We start from the raw sequence: 15,635 nt of genomic DNA, 5'->3' as shown, positions 1-15,635 counted from the left end.
TAGAGATGTATGCAATGATCGTTTGTTTTGTTATCCCGGCGTATTCGTCATGGACCCTATGCACCTAAGGGAGCTGAAAGTTTAACCAATGTTAAGTTTTTGTTTCGATGCAGGTTAATTTCGTAAGATATACTATGGATAATATTGGGTTGACATACATGAGGAGGTTTGAATATGGTAGATGTTTCGAGATTCTTGTTAAATGGGGAATACCGCAAGCTGTACGAGCTGTTTGGAGAGGATTTACGTTTACTCGTAACGGTCGAACAATTTGAAGCGATGGCAGAGGAATACACAACAGGCGTAAACGCGTTCCATATCACGATGGACGACACGCTCAACAGGATCCGAATGATAAACTGGCTGGATGATAGCGGGCAAAAAGGCATTCAAGCGATGATCGATGAAAAGGGGACGATTGGAGGGCTTATGTTATCGCCTATTGAGAGATTTCCTGAATCGGATGCCAAGCAAACAGACTCAGTTTTCCGACTTCCTTTTAACGGAAAATGGTATGTGTTCTGGGGCGGCGAGAATGTTGTGGATAATTACCATTACGTAGAGGAAAGCCAGCGGTACGCCATAGACGTCATAAAGACTGAGAACGCGATGTCTTATAAAGGAGATCCCGACAAGAATGAGAGTTACTTTGCGTTTGGGGAAGAGATTCTTGCTGGTGCCCGTGGGAAGGTGCTGGGTACCGAGAATAACATCATGGACAATGAGCCAGTGGGTATAACAAACGAAACTGAACCCGTCGGTAACTATGTCATCATCGATCATGGAACTTCAGAATATAGTCTATATGCACATTTAAAGAAGGGGTCGGTATGCGTGAAGGAAGGCGCTGAGGTCGAAGCAGGCGATCTGATAGGTCGATGCGGCAATTCCGGCAATTCAACCGAAGCTCATTTGCATTTTCAAGTGTCGGATCATCCGGATCTGTTTAGGGTCAATACGAAGTCTCTTAACATCAACTGGTTTGGCGATATCAAGGTAAAACGAGGCCAAATGGTATATGGCGGGGGTTGAACATTAGATCAAACAAAAAGCATGGGCCTGAAATCTCAGCCCATGCTTTTTGTTCTATTCATTAATAAGCAGGCGCTCATGTTCATGTTAAGTTTGCTACTTAGCTGCTGCAGCCGCCGCCACAGCCACTCCCGCAAGAGGACCCGCTGCTGCAGGATGAACCGCTGCTGCAAGAGGATCCTGATCCATCGCCTGATGACCCATCGCCCGAATCCGATCCGCCAGACCCGCATGCCGATGCGTACGTGCAGGAGGAGCTGCTGCTGTTTTTGTGAAGCTCACGTTCATCAGGGATCATGTGGTCACCAAATTGTTCCGGTGCGTTCCAGGCAAAATAGACGGCCGCAGCCAGGAGCACATCGCTATTCCGGAAATTGACCAGCTTCTCATGACGCGCCGGCTCCTCTTGGGCGGTTCGAACCCGATCTTGCAGATCCAGAATGATTGCATCGATGGCCGTACGCGCTGCAGGGATCTTCTCGTAGGTCCAGGCATTAAAGCGCTTCTGGCCATGATTCACGGTGAAATGGCGAGAAGTGTAGATCTCCAGCTCTTCGCGCGGCAGCGGGACGCGAAAGAAAGCTCCCCATAGCTTGGCGCTGTATTCATGCCAAGAGAATAATTGTACATATACCGTATCAAACCACGCGCGTTCATTCGGAATAGGCATATGCTCGCTTCCGGTATTTGGAGCGTGGTGAAGCATTTTGCCAAGAAAGCGTTCCGAGAATTGTTGGTACTCGTATGTATACATCAACATTTCATGCCATACTTCATCCACGTCTTTGCTGAACATGGGGACACGATCCAGCACGGCGCACATAATGAAGAACCGTTTAAGCTCCTGCCATCTCCATTCATACTCCTGTTCGGACAGATTCGGATGCTCACTCATTACTCGTTGCTTCAGCATGCTCTGATAGGTGTAGGGCAGTGCAGCCTCCAATTTGCCGACAAGCTCACTCGCCGGGCTTCCTGCCTTGACGATCGGCGGCAGTTCAGGTATTTTCCCGCGTCGAAGCTTATTGCCATTAGGGAGTGACTGGCTGCTGTGTTTGCGCAACGAGCGTTTCACGAAAAAAGAAATAATCCATACATCCACCGCAACGAATAGAATAATCAGTATCCAGGTTGTTGAATTCATACCGTGTTCCTCCTGTCTTTTTTGTGTTTGGAGGTGGGCTTATTCATTCTCTCCTGAGTAAATTATTGCAAATGTAACGAGGGTTGGCAATTGAAATTGAAAATCGATTATAACTTGAATATAAGGGCTTCTTTATGATACATTCCGTGTGTGTCTAACGTTTTTTGATCATGCAGCCGTGATCTTGATGGGTGGCAATTACGTTTACTTTAGGAGCATACATATGTTAACAGGTTGGAAACTATCCGTAATAGGTATTATTATTGTAGGCATTACCGGCATCGTTGCGTCTATTACCGGTCTGATCGAGCCTGGCCGGGCGATTGCGCTCTTCGTTGTATTCGTACTATTTATCGGGGCATTGGAGCTGCTGGAACGAATCAGGAGCCGAAGAAAGAAGAAGGGGGAAGCGCAATCTTCCAAATAAAAATGTAAAGACAGCAAGGAGGGAGCTTGTGAATTGGGTAGCCGTACAGCCGTACTACAAAATCAACCGAGTCGTGGATGGTATCGAACAACGAACGGAAGAGCAGGGGCGGGAGATGTTCCTGTACGAGGATCGCATCGTAACGAAATACCGGGAGTTCCCAATCAAGCAGGTCTTTGACCTGTCGTATCGGCCGATGGGAGACGGCGGTGGTTTCTTATACTTGCACACCCAGCAAGGAGTGTATTCGTACACGGTGAGGGATGATCCGGGTTCTTTCATATCGGCATTTAAAAATCTCTAATGGCAGATTCATAATAAAACTGGTCTCAGGTCCAGTTCAAATCCTCGCCTGCAGCACGTTTGCGAAAACTACGTTGTCATATAAGCTGATACTATTCTAGGGACGGATTAGGGGGGCAGGGGTGGATACGCTATTCAATTTTATAGAACAGATCGGGCACTACGCATTATTCGTCGTATTGTGCCTTGGATTGGTCGGTCTTCCTGTGCCTAATGAAGTCGTGGCAATGACGGGCGGAGCGTTAGCGGCATCCGAGATTTTAACGCCGTTTCCGTCTTTTATCATGACGTTTCTTGGTGTGTGCTCGGGATCGACGGTAGGTTACATGCTTAGTCGCTTTACCGCGAGCAAGCTGTTAAACCGCGCCCAGGAAAAGTCGAAAATCCGCCAGTTTCTTGATGTATCCGAACGGTTGACCCGCCAATACGGCAATTACGCCATATGCATTAGCGCTTTTTTGCCCATCTTGCGCAATGTGACGCCCTATGCGGTAGGAATGAAAGGGATGCCGTATCGCAGATTTGCGATGTATTCGTATTCCGCGTCCTTTGTATGGACCATCGGTTATTTCTCTTTAGGCATGTTTGTCGGAGATCAGGTCGTCGATCATATTGGAGCCCTAATTAACCGGTACGGTTATTATGCAGCAGGAATCGTCGTGGTGCTGGCCATCATTCTGATCATTTCGTGGGTGATTCGAAGAAATAAACGAAGTAAGGAGAATAATGAAATTCAGTTTCACGGATAAATGCCGCATGTCTGTGAATTAGGGCTCATCCGGCAGGGGCTCGGGTGATGTTCGAATGATTTTTACGTATTCTCGGGGTAAGAACCATGGGGTTTCTTGAGTTTGATAAACCCTGGTTGACGTGTTTTCCTGCTGATAACTGGGATGTGTACGAGTATTTGTTGCGATGGCGGCTGCTAAAATAGCGAGAAAGATGAAAGCGCAAACAACCGCTTTTTTGATCAACATGGGAACCACTCCTTTATATACAGTGATTTCCTGATTGTCCCTTTTTCATTCCAACATACCCTTTGACAAAGTTTTGATCTCAAGATATACTGTTTTTCAGTGTGATTCGAAAAAATACCATATGGTTTTACCTGGAGGAGCCTGCCAACAGCGGGCTCTTTTTGTGTTTTTTTGGACTTATGCCTAAATAATGGGGAAATACTATTAATGAAGGAAAAATCGGACTATAGGAGGAGTAGACTTTGTCTTTGCTGCACATCGCCGTTATGGCACCTTTTATCGTAGCGCTTGTGGTTATGTTGACTTACAAGCTCATCGGCCGTGTTCACACCGGATGGGTGATTTTGCCGGTACCGGTTGTCCTGTTCGCCTATTTCTTGGGACTTATCCCAACCATTCAGGGAGGTGAACAGCTTCAAGCTGTCCTGGAATGGATTCCAAGCGTGGGAATAAACTTTACCGTTTATTTGGATGGATTAAGTTTAATTTTTGCACTATTAATATCTGGTATTGGTTCACTCGTTGTACTGTACTCCATCTTCTACATGGACAAGAACAAGGAAGCCGTTCATAGATTTTACATCTATCTGCTTCTGTTTATGGGCGCCATGCTTGGTGTTGTGCTCTCCGATAACCTGATGGTGCTGTATGGCTTCTGGGAACTGACAAGTATCTCGTCATTTCTGCTGATTGCATTCTGGCATCATCGCGACCGCTCCAGATACGGAGCTTTAAAATCCATGCTGATTACCGTGTTCGGCGGACTTGCCATGTTTGCAGGGTTTATTCTTCTTTTTATCATGACAGGCACCTTTAGCGTGCGGGAGATTGTAGCGAATGTGGGTAGCATTACGGGAGACGCGCTGTTTATTCCGGCCATGATTCTGATCCTGCTGGGAGCATTCACCAAATCCGCGCAGTTCCCGTTCCATATCTGGCTGCCGGATGCGATGGAAGCACCGACTCCAGTTAGTGCTTATCTGCACTCCGCTACGATGGTCAAGGCCGGAATCTATCTGGTGGCCCGTTTTAGCCCGGTGTTTGCCGGGCAAGCTTCCTGGTTCTGGATCATAGCGATTACGGGCTTGACCACGCTGATATACGCTTCGATCCGTGCGATCAAGCAGACGGACCTAAAAGCACTGCTGGCATTCTCCACCATCAGCCAATTGGGGCTGATCATGAGCTTGCTCGGTCTGGGCTCTGCCGCAGCTTATTATGGAGGCGGCGTGGACACGCTGCTCTATACGAAAGCAACGACAGCCGCCATCTTTCATTTGATGAACCATGCGATATTTAAGGGCGCTTTGTTTATGGTTGTCGGTATCGTCGATCATGAGACGGGCACCCGCGATCTGCGGAAACTCGGAGGTCTGATGTCGCTCATGCCAATCACGTTCACCGTGGCCGTCATTGGTGCATTTTCCATGGCCGGTATGCCTCCGTTTAACGGGTTCCTGAGTAAAGAAATGTTCTTTACGGCGGTCCTTCAAGCGCCTCACATGAATTTCTGGAATGCCGAGACCTGGGGCGTGCTGATACCGGTCGTTGCCTGGATCGCCAGCGTGTTTACGTTCCTGTACAGCATGATCCTGGTCTTCAAAACCTTCACCGGACGCTTCCAGCCTGAAAAACTGGAGAAGAAGCCGCATGAAGCACCGCTCGGGATGCTGATTCCCCCGGTTATTCTGGCATCGCTGGCCATCGTGTTCGGTCTGTTTCCGAACCTGCTGTCTCATGCACTCATTGAACCGGCGATGGCCGCCATTCATCCGGGGCTGCTCGTGGCAGAGGATCGTTTCCACGTGCATATCGAGATGTGGCATGGGTGGACAACGGAAATTTTCATGACCATCGGAATCATTGTTCTCGGTACCGTTCTGTATAAGCTTCACGGCAGAGCGCGTATCTTGAATACAACGCTTTTCAAGCGATTCACATTGAACAATCTGTATGACGGGGGATTGCGAGTCCTCGAAAGAGGCGGCAAATCGCTGACCTCCACTTATATGACAGGTTCACTCCGTCACTATGTGATCTATATCTTTGTATTTTTCATAGCCGTTCTTGGCGGGGGGCTTCTGTTGGTCGATCATATTGGATTTGATATGACGAACTACGCACCGATGTCCTTCTATGAGGCCGTTGCCATCCTTGGTCTGGTTATCCCGGTCATTGTGCTCCCGTTCGTACGGACACGACTGATGGCAATAATATTGACGGGTGCTGCCGGCTATATGGTGACCTTGTTCTTCGTTCTGTTCCGGGCTCCGGATTTGGCGCTGACCCAGATGGTTGTCGAGACGGTTTCCGTCATGCTGTTCCTGCTCTGTTTCTATCATCTTCCGAAGCTGAAGCGGGAGAAGGTACCGATGAGCCTGAAGTGGAGAAATTTGCTCATTTCGGTAGGCGTCGGTGCTGTCGTGACCTTGATCGCATTGGCTGCGAGCAGTGGCAGAACCTTTGACTCCATTGCGGATTACTTCATTAAAGAGAGCTACCATTTGGCCGGCGGTAAAAATATCGTCAACGTCATTCTGGTGGACTTCCGTGGATTTGATACCCTGCTTGAAATTACGGTTCTCGGCATAGCATCCCTAGGGATTTATGCCTTGATTAAAATCGATTTGGGTGAAGGCATTTTGGGTGAACGGGATCGTTATGAAGGGGCATACCTGCCTAACAGCAATGATGTCATCCTGCGCACCATGTCCAAGGTGGTTATCTTTATCGTCGTAACCTTCTCATGGTTCCTGTTCAACTCGGGACACCATGAACCGGGCGGAGGATTTATCGGGGGGCTGATGACTTCAGCCGCACTGGTTCTGTTATCGATGGCTTTCGGCATGGATATGACCCGGAAGATCGTGCCGTTCGAATTCCGAAAGGTTACGGCCACTGGACTTGCCATTGCACTCCTTACAGGGATCGGCTCCTTTGCTTTTGACGCACCGTTCTTAAGTCATTCATTCGGTTATTTCAACCTGCCGTTGCTCGGGGAAACCGAGCTGGCTACTGCGGTTCTCTTCGACCTCGGCGTCTATTTAGCCGTCGTTGGCGTGACGATGACCATCATCAATTCGATTGGGAGGGATAACTGACCATGGAACTTTATATGTCGCTTGCCATCGGGATTATTTTTGCGGTTGGGATATACCAGATCTTATCCAAAAGCTTGCTGCGGATTATTCTCGGTACTTCACTGTTGACCCATGGCGTTCATCTGCTGCTGCTCACCATGTCGCGGCTGAAGACCGGTGCTGCTCCGCTGCTTGGCGAGAAGGCTTCATCCTACGTTGACCCTGTTCCGCAAGCGTTGATTCTGACATCCATTGTCATTAGCTTTGGCGTCACATCGTTCTTCTTCGTACTGGCGTATAAAGCTTATCAACGATTGGGTACGGACAACATGGAGGAGCTAAGGGGGATGGATGATGAATAATGTAATTGTTCTTCCTCTCCTTATTCCGCTGGTTACAGCTGTTATTCTTATTTTCTGCTCCAAATATGTTCGTGTTCAGCGTTGGATCAGTGCGGTTAGTATCGCAGTAAACCTGCTTGTGGCGTTGTTCATTGTAAGCCAGGTAAACAATGAGGGCATCCAGACGCTTCACATGGGTGGATGGCAGCCGCCGTATGGAATCGTATTTGTAGCCGACATGCTTGCGGCACTGCTGGTGCTTACGACGTTGATTGTCGCGGCTGCCTGTCTGTTCTATTCTTTCCGGAGCATCGGGGAAGAGAGAGAGAAGCATTACTTCTATGCTTTTTTTCAATTTTTGTTGGCTGGCGTGATCGGATCGTTCCTAACAGGGGATTTGTTTAACCTGTTTGTCTGTTTTGAGGTTATGCTGATCGCTTCCTACGCCTTGATCGTGCTGGGCGGCACCAAGCGCCAGCTGAGGGAAACCTTAAAGTACATGCTGATTAATATTATTTCATCCACCTTGTTTGTTGCAGCTGTCGCTTATTTATATGGCACAGTCGGAACGCTGAATATGGCGCATTTGTCTCTGCGCGTGGCCGAAGTTCAGCAGGATGGAATCTTGTCGGTCATCGGCCTTCTGTTCCTGATTGTATTTGCCTTGAAGGCGGGTTTGTTCCTGTTCTTCTGGCTGCCCGGTTCCTACAGCGCACCTCCGGCGGCAGTTACGGCTTTGTTCGGCGCGCTGCTCACGAAGGTTGGGTTATATGCGATTATCCGTACCTTTACGTTGATCTTCTATCACGATACCGGCGGCATCCATGCCGTCATCGGCTGGATGGCTGCGGCAACGATGATTCTGGGCAGTTTGGGCGCGGTTGCGTATAAGGATCTTGGACGAATCCTGAACTATAACATTATTATTAGCGTTGGCTTTATCGCCTTCGGCATAGCGACGGCATCTTCTGACTCCTTGAACGGAGCCGTATTCTACTTGATGCATGACATGATAGCAAAGGCGCTGCTCTTTATTCTGGGCGGTATCATCATCGCCAGTGCAGGCGCGAACAAGCTGAGCGATATGGGCGGGCTGATGAAGCGCCATCCTTTGGTGGGGTGGATGTTCTTTATCGTTGCACTGGCTCTGGTCGGCATCCCGCCCCTTAGCGGCTTTCTCGGCAAAGTCCTCATCGTTCGCGGCGGATTGAGCGGAGGCCATTATGTGCTTACGGGACTGGCATTGGCATCAAGTTTGGCGGTATTGTATTCCTTGATCAAAGTGTTTATGGGGGCATTCTGGGGCGAATCACCTCGACTCCAAGAATCAAAACCGGTCAGAATTCACAAGACAGCTTATGCAGCAGCTATTGGGCTAACGGTTATGGTGATTGTCCTTGGGGTGGGTTCGGAGTGGATATACTCCTACACCTCTCAAGCAGGCGCCGTATTATCCGATCCATCACTATATATTAATGCTGTATTAAAGGAGTAGTGGATATGGGCCATCAAATTCTGTTAAATATCATCATTGCCGTTGTCTGGATGTTCCTGAACAATAATTGGTCCCCCCAGCAATTGATCATCGGCTATCTGATCGGAATCTTGCTGATTTATCTGTTGCGACGCTTCTGGCCGAACGATTTCTATTTGCGCAAGCTGTGGTCCATCATGCTGCTGCTGCTCTTGTTCCTGAGGGAGCTGTTAAAATCGAGCATCACGGTAATTGGACAGATCCTAAGACCGAAGCTGAATGTTCGTCCAGGCATCTTCGCCTACTCAACCGAGCTGAAATCCGACTGGGAGATTACGGTGTTATCGTGCCTGATCTGCTTGACGCCAGGAACGCTTACCCTGGAAGTGTCTCGCGATGGTCAGACGCTATATATTCATGCGATGGATATTGAAGATGTCGAAGAGCTGTCGAATCAGATCCGCGATACTTTCGAACGCGCGATCAAGGAGGTGACCCGCACATGATTCATAGCATCCTGATTGCCTCTCTGGTGATTTTGTCGCTGGCTATACTGGGCTGCTTGTACCGATTAATCAAGGGACCTTCCATGAACGACCGGATCATGTCGCTGGATACGATTGGAATTATACTGTTGTCCATGATCGCTGTTCTGTGCATGCTATTCCGGACAACTGTCTATTTCGATATCATTCTGCTGATCGGGATACTGACGTTTATCGGAACAACTGCGCTTGCCAGATATATCGAGAGGGGTGATGTCATTGAACGCACAAACGATGAGTCAGATCGGTGAGTTTCTGATCGCTCTAATGGTGCTACTTGGAGCTTTACTTGGTGCCTTGAGTGCATTTGGCCTTATTCGTCTGCCGGATGTTTATATGAGGTCTCATGCAGCAACGAAAAGTGCTACGCTTGGCGTCCTCTTGATTCTTGCAGGTGCATTTCTGTATTTCACCTTCTACCTGGAGCATGTCAGTGCAAAACTGCTGCTGGGAATTGTATTCGTATTTATTACGGGGCCGGTAGCGGGTCACTTGAATGGGAGGGCGGCGTATCGGTCAGGCGTGTCCATGTGGGAGAACAGCGTCCACGATGACCTCAAGCCTGAACTCAAGCGCGAACGTGAACGGATGCGCACTTCCCAGGAAAGGGAACGCTCCGAGAAGGGATGACCGAACAGGGAGTCTCACACTGACATATTGACGAATGACAAGATGGGCTTTCCATGAACTTGGGAGGCCCATTTTTTTGTTAAAACTTGGTCAGTGGGCATCACCATATGGTAGAATTGACCAAAACATATTCGAAATGCTTGGCAATGAACGTTAGCTGTAACACTTCCAGCAGAATATGAACAAGGAGCACATTTACAGATGATTTTAGAGCAAGCTGATATGAAACTTAGAGAGTTATCTTCCTTTCTTGCAAGATTAAATGGGATTCGTCATCATCATGTCGGATATTGCGGTGAACAGGAAGGCGAGATTTACAGCACGCTTCAGACGGAATTCACGGAGAATGGCGAACTGAGCAGTCAAAAATTCACCGTCATATATGATCAAGATCAGATTGTGGGGGCATTGGGGTTCGATGTAGATGAAGAAGAACGGTCCGCTGAATTATGGGGACCTTTTATCGACGCGGAAGGTGAGCAATGGAATCGATTGGCGGAGCAGCTATGGGATGCAGGGACTTCGAAGCTGGAAGGCTGCGTAAATCGTTATTACGGTTTTTATAACGTGGATCATCAATCCGCTGTACGCTTTATGGAAGACAAAGGGGGGAGAAAGTCAGGAGAGCATCATGTTCTACGACTCCGAAAATCTGCTCTATTAACGGATGGCCTTTCGGGACTCCAGGATTTCACACCCGAGTATACGGATGAATTTGCGAAGCTGCATGGTACGAATTTCCCTAATACCTACCTCAGCGCTCAGGATATTATGCAGCAGCTGGATGATGATCACCGACTCTTTATGTTTACGGAACAAGGAGAGCTCGCTGGCTATGTTTATGTGGAAGGTGAACCCGAATTCAAGGAAGGCAGCATTGAATACATCGCAGTATCCGAAAATTTCCGGGGGAAGGGTTATGGCCGGGCACTTCTTGACCAAGCACTTCATTATCTGTTCCATATCGTACAGCTGGAGGACATCTCGTTATGCGTAGACCAGAGAAATGAAGGCGCGATCCAGCTGTATCAACGTGCGGGGTTCGACGCGATACATAAACTGGCGGCTTACGTATTGGAGTAAGATGGGTTTGTCCCACATCTAAGCACGTCTACTACAACAAAACCCGCCAGTTCCGGTTGCAACGGATGGGCGGGTCTTGTTATGAGTTTAACGCTTTGTCTTTTTGTTGCTTATCACGATACTTCCCGGCTGATCTTCATGATGGTAACGTTTTTCCATCTTTTTGCCGGTTAACCACAGCAGCCATAGGACAACGACTGCGATTAGAATACGCCAGGGCTGTGTTATAAACGCTTGCCAGTCATGTCCGATAAATGCGACCATGAAGATCATTACGGATTTACCCGCCATAACCGCTATCGTAAATGTCGTTGCTGATACCGTACTGATGCCGGATGCAATATTGATCAGCGAGGAAGGTGTGAAGGGGAAGCAGTACAGGATGAAGATCGGCGTAAAGCCTTTTTCTTCGATCCAATGGAAAAAACGCTGGGATCCCGGCATTCTTTTTTGAATAAGCAATCCCAGCTTGCCGCCCAGCTTGCGAACGATCCAAAACACGGTAATGGATCCAAGGCAAACACCGATCCAGGACAGTAAGAATCCCCACCATAAACCGTAGGCTGCGGAGTTCCCCATTACAAGGACGATAAGGGGCAGTATGGGCAGAAACGCCTCTATAAATGGAAGCAAAATACCCGGAATGGGACCTAGCTGAGAATACTGCTCAAGCCATCCCTGTACTTGATCCATGTCAATTTCCTTTATATGGGTCCATAAATTCTGAAGCCATTCCAACATGATGAGTAAGTCCTCTCCCTGCCTAGGGTAAAATTATGTATTTTCTGGTCGATCTCGGATGGAATATATTATAGCATAACGGAAACCAATATTATAAATTGCAGGTATTGGACCGGATGGATGAACACAAATAAAGCTCAAACTCCCCGTAAGCAGCGGTGAGTTTGAGCTTTAACCGTTAACGGTTGCTACCCAGAATGGGTGGGCAGCGCAGCTTTCTTGGTTTCCGGATATGAATTCGGAGGAAGATCCGGCTCGACCCCATTCCAATCGATTCGATTCTTGCTCCGCAGTGACCACACGACCAAGAGAATAATTCCGATGATGACCGAACCGATTGTGACCATATAATTGCCCCATATAGAAAGGTATTCAATCTCGATGAATGCATAATTCGAAGGCACCACGACATACCGGATCATCTCCAGCCAGGCCAGGTGAAAGCCAATATTCATCCATAGATTGTTGGATACGATGCGGCACAGCTGCAAAACCGTACCAAAAGCAATTAAATTGATGATATACTCCACCGTAATCAGATCCCATGTACCTATTCCTGTGGCTACCATGAATCCCGTTACGGCGATAGGTGCAAGTACGAATAACACGACCTGAAGGATTAGCGCAAGCCAGCGTGGAAAACGGGTGTTCAGGTTCCGAAACACATAACCGCGGAAGGTTAATTCTTCAGGAAAGGCTTCATAGAAAAAAAGCAATGGGAACGTTGATGAGGATAACGAGCATCGTAGCGACAGGGAAGTGGAATGCCACGATTCGGAGCCACCCGGCGGCACTGCCAATCAGCAAGGTTGCTGCTGTGACCAAGGCAAGGAGAGCAATGCCGAGAATGAAATAACGAAACCCGGAAGAAGGGGAGCTAAGACCAAGTCCGCTCCAGGGACGCTGGTCGACATAACGCCTAAGCAGATAAATCAGCGGTACGGATACACTTGTCGTTACGACTGCAAGGAGGATTTGCAGTCCGTGCGTGGGGATCTCGTAGGAACTCGCTGTCGTGGCTATCACAACCGCTAGTCCGACGCTGCGCGTGTTCACTATTCTTTTTGACATTAATATATATAGGATTGGTTCTACCAAGGTGTTCCATAGAGAGAACCTATTTTTACGAGGGTAGGCATTGTAGAAGCAAACCTAGGATACTGAAATGTTGTTTATAGTACGTTGTTTAAAAAAAAACCGAAAGTGTATAATGGGATTATGCCGAAAATCGTAGATCATGATAAACAAAGACAATGGGTCGCTGAGGCTGCCCTGCGGGTGATTCAGAGGGGTGGACTCGAAAAAGCGACGGTGCGCAATATCGCGGAAGAGGCGGGTTTATCCGTAGGTTCGCTGAGGCACTATTTTACCAGCCAGGCTGAGCTGTTGACTTTCTGTATGAAGCTTATTATCGAACGGATTGAAGAACGTTTTTCTTCACTATCCTTGAACGGACCCGTGTTTGAGGATGTAAAGCAAGTGTTGATGCAATTTCTGCCGATGGATGAGGATAGGACGATGGAAATGGAGGTGTGGATGTCGTTTGTTGCCAAAGCGCTAGTCTATCCCGAGTTAAGAATAATGACTGATCATATGTACGATGGTTTAACCAAGGCGTGCCATTATGTGGTGGATACGCTGGTTGCCCATAAGCTGGCTAAACCGGAGTTGGATCTTGAATATGAGAAGGAACGAATATACGCATTGGTGGATGGGTTAGCGATACACCATATCATGAGGCCGCAGCAGCTCCCCACAGAAAAGATCGAGAGGATTATCGATCAGCATCTGCGTTCTTTATGTCTGGATGACAAGGCAATGGCCTAAAAGACCCATGTCACTTTGCGTGTCAACATTGACATGTCATTCCTTTTTTTAATACAATGGTTCTTCGACAGGCACTTCGTGTGAAAAAAGATACAAAAGGAGAATGGCATGGTCAAAAAACACAAAAATCTGACAGTCGGCGAAATTCTGAAACGTTTCATCTTTATCACCATCGGTGCAATTCTGATGGCTGTGGCGCTTGAAATATTCCTGGTGCCCAACGAAATTATCGACGGTGGTATTACCGGTATTTCCATCGTATTATCATCGATTACGCCCATCAATCTGGGTGTGTTCCTATTTATTATCAACTTACCGTTTCTGTTCATCGGTTACAAGCAGATCGGTAAAACGTTCGCATTTTCCACATTATACGGGATTGTGGTATTGTCAGTGGCGACAACCTTCCTGCATCATGTAGACCCGTTTACGAACGAGAAAATTTTAGCGGTGCTGTTCGGTGGTTTGGTTCTGGGGCTGGGGGTAGGTCTTGTCATCCGTTATGGCGGAGCGCTCGACGGTACGGAGATCGTTGCTATCCTGCTGTCCAAAAAGCTGCGGATGCCGGTCGGACAAATCATCATGATTATCAACGTGTTTATTTTTATTACGGCAGGGTTTGTATTTGGTGCAGATTCGGCCATGTATTCGATCTTCTCATACTACATAGCGGCAAAAGTGATGGATATAGTGGTAGAGGGCTTGGACGAGTCCAAATCCGTTACGATTATATCCAATGAATACGAAGAAATTTCAAATGCCATCATGCAGCGTCTGGGCCGCAGCACGACCATGATCTATGCCAAGGGCGGGTATTCCAAAGAGGATACGCAGATGATTTATTGCGTCATCACCCGGCTGGAGATTGCGAAGCTGAAGACGGTCGTGCAGGAAATTGATAAGAACGCATTTATTTCGATTCAAAATGTCGCGGATGTGCTGGGTGGAAGCATGGCGAAGTCTGATATTCACTAGGGTACAAGCGACGCTCTTAGTGTAATAGGTTGATTAACGAACAGCGGTTTTTTGCAGATCGTTCTGCAGAAGGCCGCTGTTTTTTGTGGCCGCTATATGCGGCTCTCTCCCTGAGATAAAGAAGGATTGCCTTAGGCCCTGATAGATCTTCGTAGAAGAGGTCTATCATGAATCACTCAGGCAATCCATCTATCATTTCTTATTTCCGTACTTCAAAAAATTCGCATTCATCCCGCTTATGATAGCCGAGCGAGCTGACGCTGGATTGTGTAATGACGGTTTCGTCAGTGAAGCGGATGACGAGACTGCCGGAATCAATCAGATGATTATCCTTGAAGATGCGTATACGGATCTGCTGCTCCATCACTTCCTGAAAGTCTTGGTCGGTTAATAGCGGTCTGACTATCGGCATGGGTCATCCTACTCCTTACGTTTGAATGGTAGATTGCTTGTGAAAACGTCCTATGATAAAGGGGGATTGGTATGACATTTGCGACAAACAGGGAAGTAGGTATCATTCCCACCAATCAGGATCTGCTCACCGGCATACACGGGCTTACCGTCAATGACGCGAAGGTTCATGATCGCTTTGCGCTCACAGAACCAGCAGATCGTCTTCATTTCCTCGATTTTATCAGCGTAAATCAGCATCCAGCGGCTGCCTTCAAACAGCTCGTTCCGGAAATCATTCTTCAACCCGAAGCCCATGACAGGCACGTTAAGCTCATCTACAATCCGAACGAGCTGCAGGATGCTGTCCTTGGACAGGAACTGGCATTCATCAACAAGAACGCAGTATGGTTTAGGCTGATGATCCTTCACAATCCCATAGATGTCGGTCGTATCGGTTACAGGTATCGCTTCTCGGCGAAGGCCGATTCGTGAGGATACATACCCAACGGCATCCCGGTCATCAAGAGCGGACGTAAAGAGGAGCACCGGTTTGTTCTGTTCTTCGTAGTTATGGGCGACTTTCAAAATTTCGATGGATTTACCACTGTTCATGGAGCCGTATTTAAAAAATAATTGAGCCATGCTTTCGTTCCCTTCCTATAA

20 protein-coding genes are annotated in these 15,635 nt (G+C 47.9%); 13 read left to right on the top strand and 7 right to left on the bottom strand.

Annotated features, from left to right (window positions below; translation table 11 throughout):
- Positions 1–174: 174 nt before the first annotated feature.
- Positions 175–1,032, top strand: a complete 858-nt coding sequence (locus MHH48_RS21615) for a M23 family metallopeptidase (protein WP_076321956.1) — start codon at positions 175–177, stop codon at positions 1,030–1,032.
- A 100-nt stretch (positions 1,033–1,132) separates the two neighbouring features.
- Here the strand turns inward: MHH48_RS21615 and MHH48_RS21610 are convergent, their stop codons facing one another.
- Positions 1,133–2,176, bottom strand: a complete 1,044-nt coding sequence (locus MHH48_RS21610) for a hypothetical protein (protein ID WP_076321955.1) — start codon at positions 2,174–2,176, stop codon at positions 1,133–1,135.
- A 223-nt stretch (positions 2,177–2,399) separates the two neighbouring features.
- Between MHH48_RS21610 and MHH48_RS21605 the strand changes: the two genes are divergently transcribed.
- The 3 genes from MHH48_RS21605 to MHH48_RS21595 all read left to right on the top strand — a co-directional run bounded on the left by MHH48_RS21605 (position 2,400) and on the right by MHH48_RS21595 (position 3,655).
- Positions 2,400–2,603 (top strand): hypothetical protein, encoded by a 204-nt coding sequence (locus tag MHH48_RS21605; RefSeq protein WP_076321954.1) that lies wholly within the window; start codon positions 2,400–2,402, stop codon positions 2,601–2,603.
- A 28-nt stretch (positions 2,604–2,631) separates the two neighbouring features.
- The gene (locus MHH48_RS21600) at positions 2,632–2,907 is read left to right on the top strand and encodes a hypothetical protein (protein ID WP_076321953.1); all 276 of its coding nucleotides are present in this window, start codon (positions 2,632–2,634) and stop codon (positions 2,905–2,907) included.
- Between the two features lie 121 nt (positions 2,908–3,028).
- A complete protein-coding gene (locus tag MHH48_RS21595; RefSeq protein ID WP_076321952.1) occupies positions 3,029–3,655 on the top strand; it encodes a DedA family protein in 627 nt (208 codons plus the stop codon).
- Positions 3,656–3,673: 18 nt separating this feature from the next.
- Here MHH48_RS21595 and MHH48_RS21590 read toward each other — a convergent pair whose 3' ends face one another.
- A complete protein-coding gene (locus tag MHH48_RS21590) occupies positions 3,674–3,883 on the bottom strand; it encodes a hypothetical protein (RefSeq protein WP_076321951.1) in 210 nt (69 codons plus the stop codon).
- Between the two features lie 242 nt (positions 3,884–4,125).
- Between MHH48_RS21590 and MHH48_RS21585 the strand changes: the two genes are divergently transcribed.
- The 7 genes from MHH48_RS21585 to MHH48_RS21555 all read left to right on the top strand — a co-directional run bounded on the left by MHH48_RS21585 (position 4,126) and on the right by MHH48_RS21555 (position 11,036).
- On the top strand, positions 4,126–6,984 hold the full coding sequence (locus tag MHH48_RS21585; RefSeq protein WP_076321950.1) for a Na+/H+ antiporter subunit A: 2,859 nt from the start codon (positions 4,126–4,128) through the stop codon (positions 6,982–6,984).
- Positions 6,985–6,986: 2 nt separating this feature from the next.
- A complete protein-coding gene (locus tag MHH48_RS21580; RefSeq protein WP_071220369.1) occupies positions 6,987–7,325 on the top strand; it encodes a Na(+)/H(+) antiporter subunit C in 339 nt (112 codons plus the stop codon).
- On the top strand, positions 7,318–8,799 hold the full coding sequence (locus tag MHH48_RS21575; protein WP_076321949.1) for a Na+/H+ antiporter subunit D: 1,482 nt from the start codon (positions 7,318–7,320) through the stop codon (positions 8,797–8,799). The genes MHH48_RS21580 and MHH48_RS21575 overlap by 8 nt, the downstream gene beginning before the upstream one ends.
- Before the next feature lie 5 nt (positions 8,800–8,804).
- Positions 8,805–9,284 (top strand): Na+/H+ antiporter subunit E, encoded by a 480-nt coding sequence (locus MHH48_RS21570; RefSeq protein WP_076321948.1) that lies wholly within the window; start codon positions 8,805–8,807, stop codon positions 9,282–9,284.
- On the top strand, positions 9,281–9,574 hold the full coding sequence (locus MHH48_RS21565) for a Na(+)/H(+) antiporter subunit F1 (RefSeq protein ID WP_076321947.1): 294 nt from the start codon (positions 9,281–9,283) through the stop codon (positions 9,572–9,574). The genes MHH48_RS21570 and MHH48_RS21565 overlap by 4 nt, the downstream gene beginning before the upstream one ends.
- Entirely contained in the window at positions 9,558–9,953 is a 396-nt protein-coding gene (mnhG, locus tag MHH48_RS21560; protein ID WP_076321946.1) for a monovalent cation/H(+) antiporter subunit G, read from the top strand. Before MHH48_RS21565 ends, mnhG begins: the two co-directional genes overlap by 17 nt.
- A gap of 201 nt (positions 9,954–10,154) precedes the next feature.
- Positions 10,155–11,036, top strand: coding sequence for a GNAT family N-acetyltransferase (locus MHH48_RS21555; RefSeq protein WP_076321945.1), 882 nt, complete (start codon positions 10,155–10,157; stop codon positions 11,034–11,036).
- A gap of 87 nt (positions 11,037–11,123) precedes the next feature.
- Here the strand turns inward: MHH48_RS21555 and MHH48_RS21550 are convergent, their stop codons facing one another.
- The 3 genes from MHH48_RS21550 to MHH48_RS21540 all read right to left on the bottom strand — a co-directional run bounded on the left by MHH48_RS21550 (position 11,124) and on the right by MHH48_RS21540 (position 12,803).
- Positions 11,124–11,777, bottom strand: coding sequence for a TVP38/TMEM64 family protein (locus MHH48_RS21550; protein ID WP_076321944.1), 654 nt, complete (start codon positions 11,775–11,777; stop codon positions 11,124–11,126).
- A 188-nt stretch (positions 11,778–11,965) separates the two neighbouring features.
- Positions 11,966–12,493: a CPBP family intramembrane glutamic endopeptidase gene (locus MHH48_RS21545; protein WP_076321943.1), complete on the bottom strand. Its 528-nt coding sequence runs from the start codon at positions 12,491–12,493 to the stop codon at positions 11,966–11,968.
- The gene (locus MHH48_RS21540; RefSeq protein WP_340386984.1) at positions 12,477–12,803 is read right to left on the bottom strand and encodes a hypothetical protein; all 327 of its coding nucleotides are present in this window, start codon (positions 12,801–12,803) and stop codon (positions 12,477–12,479) included. Before MHH48_RS21540 ends, MHH48_RS21545 begins: the two co-directional genes overlap by 17 nt.
- Before the next feature lie 192 nt (positions 12,804–12,995).
- Here MHH48_RS21540 and MHH48_RS21535 point away from each other — a divergent pair, with 192 nt between their 5' ends.
- Positions 12,996–13,604 (top strand): TetR/AcrR family transcriptional regulator, encoded by a 609-nt coding sequence (locus MHH48_RS21535; protein WP_076322189.1) that lies wholly within the window; start codon positions 12,996–12,998, stop codon positions 13,602–13,604.
- 108 nt (positions 13,605–13,712) lie between these two features.
- On the top strand, positions 13,713–14,579 hold the full coding sequence (locus MHH48_RS21530; RefSeq protein ID WP_076321941.1) for a YitT family protein: 867 nt from the start codon (positions 13,713–13,715) through the stop codon (positions 14,577–14,579).
- 199 nt (positions 14,580–14,778) lie between these two features.
- Here MHH48_RS21530 and MHH48_RS21525 read toward each other — a convergent pair whose 3' ends face one another.
- Together MHH48_RS21525 and MHH48_RS21520 are read right to left on the bottom strand one after the other, a co-directional pair.
- Positions 14,779–14,991, bottom strand: a complete 213-nt coding sequence (locus MHH48_RS21525) for a hypothetical protein (RefSeq protein WP_071220380.1) — start codon at positions 14,989–14,991, stop codon at positions 14,779–14,781.
- A 50-nt stretch (positions 14,992–15,041) separates the two neighbouring features.
- Positions 15,042–15,614, bottom strand: a complete 573-nt coding sequence (locus tag MHH48_RS21520; RefSeq protein ID WP_076321940.1) for a thymidine kinase — start codon at positions 15,612–15,614, stop codon at positions 15,042–15,044.
- Between the last annotated feature and the right edge of the window lie 21 nt (positions 15,615–15,635).

Origin of the sequence: Paenibacillus sp. FSL F4-0100, assembly GCF_037993005.1 — a bacterium.
In the GTDB taxonomy this organism is placed as follows: Bacteria; Bacillota; Bacilli; order Paenibacillales; family Paenibacillaceae; genus Paenibacillus_AQ.
The sequence above is the reverse complement of the archived record's forward strand: the minus strand, read 5'-3'. Positions and strand labels throughout refer to the sequence as shown.

Excerpts from the sequence above, each read along its gene's own strand:
- MHH48_RS21615 (WP_076321956.1), top strand. The coding sequence starts at position 175 with ATGGTAGATGTTTCGAGATTCTTGTTAAATGGGGAATACCGCAAGCTG.
- MHH48_RS21610 (WP_076321955.1), bottom strand. The coding sequence starts at position 2,176 with ATGAATTCAACAACCTGGATACTGATTATTCTATTCGTTGCGGTGGAT.
- MHH48_RS21605 (WP_076321954.1), top strand. The coding sequence starts at position 2,400 with ATGTTAACAGGTTGGAAACTATCCGTAATAGGTATTATTATTGTAGGC.
- MHH48_RS21590 (WP_076321951.1), bottom strand. The coding sequence starts at position 3,883 with ATGTTGATCAAAAAAGCGGTTGTTTGCGCTTTCATCTTTCTCGCTATT.
- MHH48_RS21580 (WP_071220369.1), top strand. The coding sequence starts at position 6,987 with ATGGAACTTTATATGTCGCTTGCCATCGGGATTATTTTTGCGGTTGGG.
- MHH48_RS21575 (WP_076321949.1), top strand. The coding sequence starts at position 7,318 with ATGAATAATGTAATTGTTCTTCCTCTCCTTATTCCGCTGGTTACAGCT.
- MHH48_RS21570 (WP_076321948.1), top strand. The coding sequence starts at position 8,805 with ATGGGCCATCAAATTCTGTTAAATATCATCATTGCCGTTGTCTGGATG.
- MHH48_RS21565 (WP_076321947.1), top strand. The coding sequence starts at position 9,281 with ATGATTCATAGCATCCTGATTGCCTCTCTGGTGATTTTGTCGCTGGCT.
- mnhG (WP_076321946.1), top strand. The coding sequence starts at position 9,558 with ATGAGTCAGATCGGTGAGTTTCTGATCGCTCTAATGGTGCTACTTGGA.
- MHH48_RS21555 (WP_076321945.1), top strand. The coding sequence starts at position 10,155 with ATGATTTTAGAGCAAGCTGATATGAAACTTAGAGAGTTATCTTCCTTT.
- MHH48_RS21550 (WP_076321944.1), bottom strand. The coding sequence starts at position 11,777 with ATGTTGGAATGGCTTCAGAATTTATGGACCCATATAAAGGAAATTGAC.
- MHH48_RS21535 (WP_076322189.1), top strand. The coding sequence starts at position 12,996 with ATGCCGAAAATCGTAGATCATGATAAACAAAGACAATGGGTCGCTGAG.
- MHH48_RS21530 (WP_076321941.1), top strand. The coding sequence starts at position 13,713 with ATGGTCAAAAAACACAAAAATCTGACAGTCGGCGAAATTCTGAAACGT.
- MHH48_RS21525 (WP_071220380.1), bottom strand. The coding sequence starts at position 14,991 with ATGCCGATAGTCAGACCGCTATTAACCGACCAAGACTTTCAGGAAGTG.
- MHH48_RS21520 (WP_076321940.1), bottom strand. The coding sequence starts at position 15,614 with ATGGCTCAATTATTTTTTAAATACGGCTCCATGAACAGTGGTAAATCC.